The 11,610-nt window shown below is 64.1% G+C and carries 10 protein-coding genes and 1 pseudogene; 6 read left to right on the top strand and 5 right to left on the bottom strand.

Annotated elements, in window-relative coordinates; genetic code table 11:
* A partial coding sequence (locus GSQ89_RS31080; protein WP_174254956.1) for an aldo/keto reductase occupies positions 1-582 on the top strand: 582 nt, incomplete at its 5' end.
* A gap of 166 nt (positions 583-748) precedes the next feature.
* Here GSQ89_RS31080 and GSQ89_RS31085 read toward each other — a convergent pair.
* Positions 749-1,933, bottom strand: a complete 1,185-nt coding sequence (locus GSQ89_RS31085) for a CaiB/BaiF CoA-transferase family protein (RefSeq protein ID WP_158931971.1) — start codon at positions 1,931-1,933, stop codon at positions 749-751.
* Positions 1,934-2,244: 311 nt separating this feature from the next.
* Between GSQ89_RS31085 and GSQ89_RS31090 the strand changes: the two genes are divergently transcribed.
* Complete coding sequence (locus GSQ89_RS31090; RefSeq protein ID WP_158931972.1) at positions 2,245-3,294, top strand: hypothetical protein; 1,050 nt, start codon at positions 2,245-2,247, stop codon at positions 3,292-3,294.
* A 33-nt stretch (positions 3,295-3,327) separates the two neighbouring features.
* Here GSQ89_RS31090 and GSQ89_RS31095 read toward each other — a convergent pair whose 3' ends face one another.
* From GSQ89_RS31095 to GSQ89_RS31105, 3 genes are read right to left on the bottom strand one after another with little or no spacing between them, the layout of a single operon-like run.
* Entirely contained in the window at positions 3,328-4,701 is a 1,374-nt protein-coding gene (locus GSQ89_RS31095) for an MFS transporter (protein ID WP_158931973.1), read from the bottom strand.
* Positions 4,701-5,648, bottom strand: a complete 948-nt coding sequence (locus tag GSQ89_RS31100) for a glycosyltransferase family 9 protein (RefSeq protein ID WP_254073441.1) — start codon at positions 5,646-5,648, stop codon at positions 4,701-4,703. The genes GSQ89_RS31095 and GSQ89_RS31100 overlap by 1 nt, the downstream gene beginning before the upstream one ends.
* A gap of 11 nt (positions 5,649-5,659) precedes the next feature.
* Positions 5,660-6,577, bottom strand: coding sequence for an allantoinase PuuE (locus GSQ89_RS31105; protein WP_371734316.1), 918 nt, complete (start codon positions 6,575-6,577; stop codon positions 5,660-5,662).
* 115 nt (positions 6,578-6,692) lie between these two features.
* On the opposite strand from GSQ89_RS31105, the gene GSQ89_RS31110 reads away from it, so the two are divergent.
* The 4 genes from GSQ89_RS31110 (at position 6,693) to GSQ89_RS31125 (ending at position 10,634) form a co-directional block, all read left to right on the top strand.
* Positions 6,693-7,397, top strand: a complete 705-nt coding sequence (locus tag GSQ89_RS31110; protein WP_254073442.1) for an HAD family phosphatase — start codon at positions 6,693-6,695, stop codon at positions 7,395-7,397.
* A 23-nt stretch (positions 7,398-7,420) separates the two neighbouring features.
* On the top strand, positions 7,421-8,359 hold the full coding sequence (locus GSQ89_RS31115) for a mitochondrial fission ELM1 family protein (RefSeq protein WP_158931976.1): 939 nt from the start codon (positions 7,421-7,423) through the stop codon (positions 8,357-8,359).
* A gap of 8 nt (positions 8,360-8,367) precedes the next feature.
* Positions 8,368-10,239: a hypothetical protein gene (locus GSQ89_RS31120; protein ID WP_158931977.1), complete on the top strand. Its 1,872-nt coding sequence runs from the start codon at positions 8,368-8,370 to the stop codon at positions 10,237-10,239.
* A gap of 224 nt (positions 10,240-10,463) precedes the next feature.
* Positions 10,464-10,634: a hypothetical protein gene (locus GSQ89_RS31125; protein WP_158931978.1), complete on the top strand. Its 171-nt coding sequence runs from the start codon at positions 10,464-10,466 to the stop codon at positions 10,632-10,634.
* A 122-nt stretch (positions 10,635-10,756) separates the two neighbouring features.
* Here the strand turns inward: GSQ89_RS31125 and GSQ89_RS31130 are convergent.
* A pseudogene (locus GSQ89_RS31130) lies at positions 10,757-11,610 on the bottom strand (hypothetical protein); the annotation flags it as partial.

An 11,610-nucleotide genomic window follows, 5' to 3' on the forward strand; every position in this document is an offset into this window, starting at 1 on the left:
CACCGCACCGACCCGAGAACACCGATCGAGGAATCGTTGCGCGCCCTCGACGACCTGATCCGCCAGGGCAAGGTCCGCTATGTCGGCTGCTCCAACTTCCCGGCGTGGGAGATGACCGAGGCCGCCTGGACCGCCCGCACCGCCGGGCTGAACGGTTTCGTCAGTTGCCAGGACGAGTTTTCCCTCGTCCACCGCGCGCCGGAAACCGAACTGCTGCCCGCCGCACGCAAGCTGGGCTTCGGCCTGCTGCCATACTTCCCACTGGCGAGCGGGCTTCTCACAGGCAAATACCGCCGCAACACGACCCTGCCCGCCGGTACGCGCCTCGCCAACACACAGCGCCTGGCCGACCGTTACCTGACCGAACGAAACTGGCAGGTGGCCGAGAAACTCGGCGATTTTGCTGAAGCACGTGGCCGGTCGATGCTGGAACTGGCGTTCTCCTGGCTGCTGGCGCAATGCCCGGTCGCCAGCGTCATCGCCGGCGCCACGCGCCCCGAACAACTGGAGCAGAACGTGACGGCCGGCGACTGGAAGCTGACCGCGGAGGAACTGGCCACGATCGACCGGATTTCGGCTTAGGGTTCGTCGGGAAATTACCGAATTGTCTTCTAGCGCCCTCAGTCCCGCATCGTCATAGCGGGCGCAGGCCCGCTATCCACGCCTTTCAACGCGGACCTCCAAAAAAGCATGGATGGCGGGCTTCATCGGCCGCGCCAACACAGAAGCAACGATTATCCAGGAAGCCCTAGATCGCCCCAACCCGCTTCAGTTCCGCCACATCCAGCCCCAGCCATCCGCCGTAAACATCGGCATTGTGCTGTCCCAGTAACGGGCTGGGCACCGGGTCGACCCGATCCGATCCGTGCAGCCGCAACGGCGAGTTCGGCAGGACGACCGAACCCAGCGACGGATGATCGACCCGTTGCAGCATCCCGCGTTCGTGCATGTGCGGATCGTTCATCACCTCGATCGCGTTGCGTACCGGCGCCACCGGGATCTTGTAGCGCTTGGCCGTTGCGACGACCTCCGCCTTTCCCAGGCCGATGGTCCAGGCGGTGACCAGCGCCTCGGTCGCCTCCATGTTCTCGGTGCGTGCGGGATTGGTGCTGAACCGAGGATCGTCCAGCAAGTCGGCACGCCCCATGGCCCGTAGCAGGTTCTGCCAATGCCCCTCGGTGACAACATGGATCGCGACCCAGCCGTCCTTGGTCTGGAACGCGTTGTATGGCGCGCTGGCCAGCCCCGCCTGCCGGTTGCCGGCGCGCGGCGGCACTTTCCCCGTCCGCAAATAATAATCATAACTGGACGCCAGGCTCGGGTACACCGTCTCCTGCATCGCCACTTCCACCAACTGCCCCTGCCCGGTCGTCGTGCGCTGCAACAGCGCCGTCATCACCGCGGCATACAGGTGAATGCCTCCCATGAAATCCACCAACGTCGGCCCGGCCTTCATCGGCGGCCCGTCCGGATCGCCGGTGATGCTCATGATCCCGGATGCCGCCTGGATGGTGAAATCCATCGCCAGGTTGTCCCGATCCGGCCCGCTGATGCCGAACCCGGTACCGGTCGCATAAACCAGTCTGGGATTGACCTGTTTCAGCACGTCATACCCGACCCCAAGACCGTCCAGCGTGCCGGGGGAAAAATTCTCCAGCAGTACGTCGGCCTTGGCGACCATCTGCTTCAGCAGATCTTTGCCGAGGTCGGACTTCAAGTTCAGCGTCACCGCCCTCTTGTTGGCGTTCAGCATCGCGATCGGCAGCGTGGTATCGCCGCCGGTGGCGATGACCCGCCGGCGCAGCGGCTCACCGCCCGGCGGCTCGATCTTGATCACGTCGGCGCCGGCCTTCGCCATCAGCATGGTGGCGTAGGGGCCCTGAAAAATCTGGCCGAAATCCAGGACGGTGATGCCCGCCAAAGGGGTCGTCATCGGGTGGGAACCTCATGTTTGTATCGTGTTGCCCGGACCATAGGGCGTGCCGGCCGGGATGGCGACAGTCCCCGGGCCGTTTGGTGCCGGCCGTGGCTGCCATGCGCGACTGCACCGCTAGCGCCCGACCTGTAATTAATCTAATATGCTAACGAAATCGTAAGGTTGACGTTGCTGTTACGCTGGTCCATTTTCAGTGAAATACCGGTGTCCACAATATCACTGAAGTGTTCGGTAACGTGTCGACATAAATTTGCGACGACGAAGTTTCCGAGCAAAACAACCCGGCTGTAAGCCGATCGGGGAGCTCAATGAGCCATACAAAGACTGGTGGATTGACATTAAATAAAAATGCCAAGGAAAACAAAGTCTATATCGATCGTTTGAAGACCAATGAAGGCCTCTACCCGAAACTTGTCCAAAATATAAAATATGTCGTTATTTCGAAGGGAGGAAGTTACATTCCTTGCGTTTCTGTCGACAAATTCTCGTTGGTCAGCGCAGATTTGCCTGACCAACTAAAGAAGATACGCTTTGTGCAGGCGCATACGCTTACGAGTAAGTTGGATGACAACGCCTGGCGGCTGTCACATGGCAACGATATGGATTTTCTGCCGGAATTCAATGTCACGAACAAGGTGTTTGCCAACGAACGTGATAATTTCCGGTCGACGGAAAGCCACAAGATGCAGCAATTTCAAGAATATGATGTCAGCAAGCTCGTGAAGAAAGTCTCCTCCAAGGAGGTGGATGACATAGGAGCCATGCGTGTGATTGTTGATGAGTGCTTCCAACATGTTTATTTTACCATCGAGCATTACCGGCCAACGGTCGAAGGCAAGATCACGGTGTCCCAGAAATCGGGTGCCCAAGATATCGAGGCCGTCAATCCTTATATATTCATTCTATTTGAACCTCCGCCGCTCGAAAAAAAGACAAATTCTGAAACTAACTCGGGAAAAAAGAACAAACCTACATCTTCCCCGACCGATCTGCTGTTCGAGGATACCAATATCACCGAGGTCAAAGAGTTCGGCAAACCCAAGACAACCACGTTCAAGGGGTTTTCAGTCACCGTAATCTATCCGGGCGCCCAGAAGCGGGGCCGGTCCAATTCATTCATGCAGGAGTTGCAACGGCTAGAGCGGCAGCGCGACCTGGAGTGGGAAATAGCAGAGGCAAAACGGCTCCTGCCCACACCACTCCAAAAATTGGCGATGGCACACGGACTGCCGAAGGGCGGCGTCGAGCAGGCCGCGATGACGCTGGGGCTTTCGCCCGTGAACGCACCGGACGCGGAAGGCTGGAACCGCATCAAGTTGTATATGCAAGTCCATTACGGAGTCGTCGCGCGACAATAAACCGATTCGGACGGTTCCGTCGGACCGCGCGCCTCACCCCGCTGCCAGTCGGCTGAAACTCACGCACGCCGCCCCCACCGCCACCGCTGCCGCGATGAACAGCGCCACCGTCGGGCCGGTCGATGGAAACGCCGTGAACACCAGGGCCACCAGCGCCGCCCCGGTCGTCTGCCCCAACAACCTGGCGGTCGCCTGCATCCCGCTCGCGCCGCCCGTCCGGATCGGCGGCGCCGCCAGGATGATCGCTCGGTTGTTCGGTGTGTTGAAGAACCCGAACCCAATGCCACACACCGTCATCCGCCAGACGATGTCGAACGTCGTCGGATGGTTCGGCAGCAGCGCCATCGCCAGCAGCCCCAACCCCATCACCACCAGCCCGCCGCCGCCCAACAGCCCCGCCGAATACTTATCCGCCAGCCGCCCGGTGAACGGCGCGATCACCGCCACCACCAGCGGCCAGGGAGTCATCAGCAGTCCGGTCATCACCTGATCCAACTGGAACCGGTGCTCGAACAGGAACGGCATCGACACCTGTGCCACCGCCTGCGCGATGAACGAGCAGATCGACGTCGTCACCGACAGCGCGAACAGCGGAATGCGCAGCAGATCAACCGGCAGCAGCGGCGCGGTCCGGCTCAACTGCCGTACCACCAGCACGAAGCCGGACACCGCGGCGATCGCCATTTCCACCGCGACCCGCAGCCACGAATCGCCGTGCCCCATCTCCGACACGCCGAACAGCAGCATACCGAACGCCAGCGCCTGCAACACCGCACTGCCGAGATCGAACTTCCCACCCGACAGCGGCGTCAGCGGCAACGTCCGCAGCGCGATCACCGCGCCCAGCACGCCCAACGGCACGTTCACCGCGAACAGATACGGCCACGGCGCCACCGACAGGATGACCGACGCGACCGACGGCCCCAGCGCCGAGGCGATCGACCCGACAGTGGCGTTCAGCCCCACCCCTCGGCCCAGCCAGCGCCGAGGATAGATGAAGCGGATCAGCGCGCTGTTGACGCTCATGATCCCCGCCGCGCCCAGCCCTTGCAGCATGCGCGCGACGATCAGCGTCGGCAGCGACGACGACAGCGCGCAGGCCAGGGACGCCAGCGTGAACAGCACCAGCCCAATCTGATAGATCCGCCGGTAGCCGTAGATCTCGCCCAGCGACGACAGCGGCAGCAGCGAAATCGTCACCACCAACTGGTAGGCGTTCACCACCCAGATCGAGTTGGCCGGCGAGGTATGCACCTCCCTTGCGATCGTCGGCAGCGCGACGTTGGCGATGCCGCCATCCAGCACCGCCAGGGTCAGGCCCAGGGCGATCGTCAGGATCGCCCACATACGCTGCGGCATCGGCACGCCGTCGGTGGCGGCTTGTCTCGAGGAAATCGACGTGGACATCAGTCAGGCAAACTTTCAAGTACTGCTTCAACCGGCAGCTCGGCGAGGTCAGGCCGCTGCAATATTCGTGCCCACCGCCCGCGCGGCGCGCATTGCGATGGATTGGACTCTTTCGAAAACAACGTGATGACGGCGCATCCGGCAGTCGCGAGCAGATGCATCGGCCCGGTATCGTTACCAACGGCAAATCGAGCGGCTCGGGCAAGGTCGGCAAGATCGCCAAAACTGGTCTGCCCGATCAGGTCGATCGCCGCGGGGATGTCCGCCGCCAGCCCCTTCTCCGGCGCACTGCCGACAACGACGGGTGTGATCCCCCGCGCCGCCAGCCGTTCCGCCAGTGCCTGGTAATGCCCCGCCGGCCAGCGCTTCCCCAGCCGATCCGGCGAACTGCCCGGCACCAGCAGCGCAAAATCGTCGGGCAGCCCGAACCGGGCGATGTCGCCACGGCACCACGACAAATCGGCAGACGGAAACGCGCTGATCCCCGCCTGCCGCAACTGCCCCTGCTGCCGTTCGGTGTCGTGCAGCACATTCCGCCGAGGATCGCGATCCGGCAGCGCGCAACCAAACGCGATCCCCGACCATTCCGGCCGATATTTCGCTGGAAATAAACGAAAATACCGCGAAGACCGAGCCGACGTCTGCAAATCGTAAACACGGCTGAACCGCCCGTCCGCCAACATCCGCCCCAGTTGACGCAGCGCCAGCAGGTCCCACCAGCGCGGCCGAGGGTCCACAAGCACCGCGTCAAAATACGGAAACGTGCGCAGCCAATCCGCGTAAGTCCGGCTGGTCAGCACGCTGATTCGCGCACCCTTATGGTGTTGACGGATTGCCGCGAACGCCGCCAGCGAGAGAATAATATTCCCGAACGCCCCGAGTTTCACCACCAGGACATTTCCCCCACGGGCCATCCCATCCGTTGTCGCACGATCGTCCCGAGGCATGAAACTCCGTATCAGCGCGGTGTCCGGCCGGCAACCGGCGGTGGGAAGCGTTCGGCCCAATGCCGAGCGATATCCAGCCGCCGCGTGACCCAGACGCCGCTGAACCGGCCGATATGATCCAGCAGCCGCTGCAACCCCGCCGCTCGAGCCGGATGACCGATCAGCCGCATGTGCAGCCCAATGGACATCATTTTTGGCTGAGTCCGGCCCTCGGCATACAGAAAGTCGAAAGCATCCCGGCAATAACGGAAGAAATCGTCGCCGGTGCCAAAGGTGCCACGGCCGAATTTCGAGTCGTTGGTGGACAGGCTGTACGGCACCACCAAATGCGGTTGGTCGCCGACCTTCGTCCAATATGGTAGCTCATCATCATAGGCATCGGAGTCGTAGAGGAATCCACCTTCCTCGGCCAACAGGCGCCGCGTGTTCACGCCGGGGCCGCTGCGGCAGTACCAGCCCAACGGCCGCTCCCCCATCGTGGCCTGCAAGGACGCCACCGCTCGGGCGATGCGCTCGCGTTCGAAGTCCTCCGCCATCTCGAAATGCTTTTCCCACCGCCAGCCGTGGCAGCAGACATCGTAGCCGGCCTGCTTGATCGCTTCGGCCGCCGGCTTGTTGCGCTCCAACGCCAGGGCGCAGCCGAAGATTGTCATCGGCAGGCCGCGTTCCTGAAACAGCCGCAGTACCCGCCAAAACCCTACCCGGCTGCCATAAGCGAACATCCCCTCCGCGGCCAAATCGCGCCCGACCACGCCGGGACTGGTAGCACCATATTCCGTCAGTCCCCATTCGGAGGCAGAATCACCATCAGGCACAGACGGTTCCGACCCTTCCTCGAAATTCAGCACGAAGTTGACTGCCAGCCGAGCCTGGCCGGGCCAGTTGGGATTGGGCGGGTTGGCACCGTAGCCGATCAGATCGCGATCCATGCGCATGGGTCCTGTTCGATGACGCCGCCACGATACAGCCGGAACCGTACCGGCGCGAAGCAACCAATCAAGGTTCGCTGCCGGTTCGAATCATGCTTCATTCAGCACCATGAATATGCGCCCTGCCGCCGTCATCTTCGACATGGATGGCCTCATCTTCGATAGCGAGGCGCTGTACCGGGACGCCATCCTCCTCGCGGCACGTGAACTCGGGCATGCCTTCACCGTAGACGACTTCATGCGACTGGTCGGCCGTCCGTGGGCGATGAACCAGATCACCATGCGGGAACGCGTCGGCCCGTCCGCCGATCTTGAACTGTTCCGCTCCACCTGGATCGGCCATTACGAGATTATGCGGGACAAGCTGGTTCTGAAGGCCGGTGTGACAGAGTTGCTCAATCAGCTCGACATCTTGCAGCTGCCGCGTGCCATTTGCACCTCATCGGGCCACGCCGATGTCCAGCGCAACCTGCGCCTGCACAAATTGACCGGCCGGTTCGATGCGATCGTCGCGGCCGGTGACTACCAGTTCGGAAAACCCGCGGCCGATCCGTTCCTGCGCGCTGCCGAGGTGCTTGGCGTCGCAGCCGCGGACTGCCTGGCGCTTGAGGACTCGCATAACGGGGTCCGCGCCGCCGCGGCCGCCGGAATGCGGACCGTCATGGTGCCCGACCTGCTGCCCCCAACCGATGAAATCGCTCGGTTGTGTGAATGGATCGCGCCCGATCTGCACGACGTCTGTGCTCGTCTGGCCGAATGGCGAACCGACCCGGGTCCTTCGCTGCCAGGCCGGCCGCCATGGCACATTGACGTTCGATGACAGGGCGCCGAAAAGCCGCCGTCATGTCGGACGTCGCCGCTCCCTGGATCATCTGCGAGGACCTGGCCGGGCTGCGCGCGCAGGCCCTGGGCCTGGCCGAGGCCGCCGGCCTGACGCCCGAACTGCGCGAACTGAAGCCGACCGCACCGTGGAAATGGGTCGCCGCGAAGTTCTGGCCCAACCCGCTGACAGCGGTGGCCGACGCGGTGAAGGCACCGCGGCCCGCATTGGCGATCGGCTGCGGCGGCATGGCCGGTGCCGTGCTGGCAGCGCTGCGGCGCCAGTCGATGCGTGTCGTCCAGGTGCAGAACCCGCGCATGGACGCCGGCCGCTTCGACCTCGTCATCGCCAACACCCATGACGAACTGACCGGCCCCAACGTCTTCGTCACCCGCACCGCGCTGCATCGGGTGACCCCGTCCCGCCTCGCGGCCGAGGCCGACGCTTGGCGAGACCGTCTCGCCCCCTACCGCCGGCCGCTCGTTGCCGTGCTGCTGGGCGGCAGCAACGGCCGCTTCCGCCTCGACCGAGACTCCGGAAGCCGGCTGGCCACCGACCTGGCCACCATGGCGCAGCGTGACAAGGTCGGCGTGGTGGTCACCCCATCCCGCCGCACCGATCCGGCGGTCACCGACCTGATCCGCACCGCGCTGGCGCCCCACGATGGCTTCGTATGGGATTTCATCGGCGAAAACCCGTATTTCGGCATGCTCGCGCTGGCCGACCTGATCGTCGTCACCCAGGACAGCGTGTCTATGATCTCCGAGGCCGCGGCCACCACCGCACCCGTCATGTTCGCCCCCCTGCCCGGTCACTGGGCTCGGCATGGCCTGTTCCTGAAACCGCTGCTGGACGAAGACCGTATCCGCCCGTTCGAGGGTCGTTTTTCGACATGGAAGGTGGCCCCGTTGAACGATACACCAGCGGCGGCGGCCGAGATGTGCCGCAGAATCGGGCTATAAGGACGGGCATGCTGCGAATTCAGACCTTTGACGCCCGCGCCGGGGGCAACGTCATCTACAAGGCGCTGGCCCACCCGCTGGCGGCGGAAGCCATAACCCAGCTTTACGCCCGCCTCGACGCGCCGGTCGCGCTGTACGACCCCGACGGCATCGCCGACGCCCTGCTGGCGATGTATCCGGCCGCGATCGACAGCCTGTTCGTCCACGATGTCGCCGCGGTGGGTCAGGAACGCGGCGGCCTGACCGCCCGTCCACTGATTCAGATCGGCGCCAGTGGCGCCCGCACCGTGCTGATCGCCACGTTCGACGCCGCCAAAACCGTCGCGCGCGTCAGGCATATGCTGCCACCCGATGCGACCGTGCTAACGCTGGACGATGTTCGTATGCCGGACACGTTGCTGACCGTGCGCGGGCGCTACCTGGACAAGCTGAACTTCGCGACGAATTTCGCCTTCTTCCGCGACGAAGACGGGTTGTCGACGCGTGTGGTGTCGGCGAACTACTGGGCAAAATACGGATCGACCGAAGTCCGCCTGTGGCTACGCCTGTTCGATGCCCAAGGGGCAGTCCTGGCGACCTGGGAACAGACGTTGCCGACCGGCCCGGGTGGCTTCTCCATCGACAGCCAGGACGTTCGGCGGCGTTTCAACCTGCCCCCGTTCACCGGCCAGTTGTTTATCCATGCCATCGGCGTCGCCGGCCATGACATCGTGAAATACGCGATGGACACCTACGCGTCCGACAACGGCGCCTCCCTGTCCTGCACCCATGACGCCAATGCCTGGCCGTCCGACCGGTTCGCCGGCCTGCCCGCGCCGCGTCCGGATGAGAAAGTCGTGCTGTGGCTGCAGAACAGCCACGCCGTGCCGATCCCCGCCGGCACCGTCGCGCTGGATCGGATGGGTGCCGAACAACCGGTCACCCTGGGCCAGGATGTCGGCCCGTTCGCCACCGTCGCCCTGGACGTCGCCGATTTCCTGCCCGGCCTTCACTGGCCGGCCCAGGTGGAACTCCGCACCGGCCGCCACGTGGTGCGCCCCCGCTACGAGGTGACCCAGAACGACCGCGTCCGCATCGCCCACGTGAACGTCGAACGAGACAACCTGCGTCCCGACCCCGGCATTCCGTCGCTGCCGGCGGAGATGGGACGCGGCTACCTGCTGCCCTTCCCCATCCTGCCCCGCGCTCGCTTCCGTTCGGTGTTCCAGCCCACGCCGATGTCCACGGCGCAGACCACCCTGCCGGTCCGGCTTGACGTATTCAATGCCGACGGCACGAAGCACGGGGAAAAGTTCCTCGGCTGCCTGCCGCGCAACCACGACCTGGCGATGGACATGGATGCATTCGGCGTCGAGCAGGGCCACGCCGAATTGGTCTACGATTTTCGCGACGGCGGTGAGGCCGACGGCTGGCTGCACGCGCTGTTCCGCTATGAGGACCGCACCTCCGGCCACGTCGCCGAATCCAGCTTCGGCGCCCACATCTTCAACACCGCGATGACCTACCGCGACGAGCCGCAATCCTACGCCGGCCCGCCCCCCGGCCTCAGTACGACGCTGTTCCTGAAGTTGGGCGATACCAGCCGCCACAGCTTCGCCGCGCTGATCTACCCGGCGTCCGGGCCGTGGCACGCGATGTCCTCAACTACACTACAGTTGTATGACAGCAGCGGGACGCAGATCGCCGAAACGCCGGCACCCATCGCCTGTTCGGGATCGGCCATCGTCTGGCCTCATCTGGCGTTCGGGGCGGCGGCGCTGGCCGCGGCGGGTCCGGACGGCTACGTCCTGGTGCGCGACCCCACCTGCCGGCTGTTCGGCTACCATGGCCTGATGGACGAGGCCGGCGGGTTCTCTTTGGATCATATGTTTGGTTTCTAATCCAAAATGAGTAACTGGGCCTGTTGCACAGATCACACGCTTTCTGATTTCCACTGCTAATTTTCAGTTCCGGCGTAACGACCGCCATTTTCCAGTTGCGGCCGAATCCGCGAATACGGCAAGAATATGGCGCGCCATCACGAAACCGAGAGCGTAGTCCGGTGTGGTTTGGTTGTTCGCGATGGCGCGCGGGACGACCACTTCGTTACAGATAAGGCAGGTTCATGGCGAACGCCGCACCCTTCATGGTCCAAGAGCATGTCCACGGCGAAACCGTCTGGGTCGCGCTGCGCGCCCGCGGAGCCGACTGGTCCTGGCTGACCCCCGAGGAAGCCGTCCAACTCGGCCGCGAATGGATCGAGAAATACGCCGCCGTCCCCCAGGCCGCGGAATAACCGCTACACGCCCACCGTCATGGCCGGGCGATAGTTCCGGCCATCCGCGCTTCGTTTGTCAGTGCAAAGGTGCAATGACATGCCGAGCCAGCCCGTCGGCCGCGGAACAACCGATAGCCACATCACATCCAACGCACCGTCGCCCGACTTTCCACTGCCGGCTTCAGCCCATCCGCCTCGCGCCGCAAGCGCATGGCACGCGGGATGTCGCCCACTCGCTCCGCCGCCGCGATCGCGCCGGTGGCAATGCGCGCCCAGACATTGTTTCGCCACTGCCCGTCCGGCGCCGCCATCGCCAGAGCCTGGCGAAACAACTGATCCGCCTCATCCACCTTCCCCGCCCGCAACCGCACGAAAGCCCGATCTGAGCGCGCGATCGCCGTGGCGAGGCTTCCGGGTCCCTCATGCACCATCGCCAACGCTTCGGCACGCATGAACGACGCCGTCGCGTCCTCCATCCGGCCGGTCTCCGCCGCCAACTGGCCACGCAACTGGGCGGCCCGGTAGGCGATCGCCCAACCGGGGTTTTGCGCCTGGATGACACGCAACGCGTCATCCAAATCGGCGCCGTCGATATGCCGATCCGCCGCCAACTCCTCATCGATCAGGTCAAGCCGGGCATACGCCGCGCCCACGCTGCCCGAACCATACAGCGCCGTCGCCTCAGCCATGCCGGACCGGGCGAGCATGACCGCCGCCACCGGATCGTCCGCCATCGCCGCCAGGTGCATCATCCCGTAGAGGCGCAGCCGCCGAGCCTCCGGGCTGGGATCGGCATTCAGCAGGCGCATCGCGTCCTCCGCCTTGTCCGCCGCACCGGACCGCATCAGCGCCGAGGACCACGCCAGCACCAGCCGCTCATAATCCGATGACCCGATCCCGCTCACGGTGCGGCTCAACGACACCGCCTCACCCAGCAAACGAGCCGCATCCGGATAGCGAGCCTGGCCGGATGCGGCGGTTCCCCGCCCCCCCC

Origin of the sequence: Acidisphaera sp. S103 (assembly GCF_009765975.1) — a bacterium.
In the GTDB taxonomy this organism is placed as follows: Bacteria; Pseudomonadota; Alphaproteobacteria; order Acetobacterales; family Acetobacteraceae; genus Rhodopila.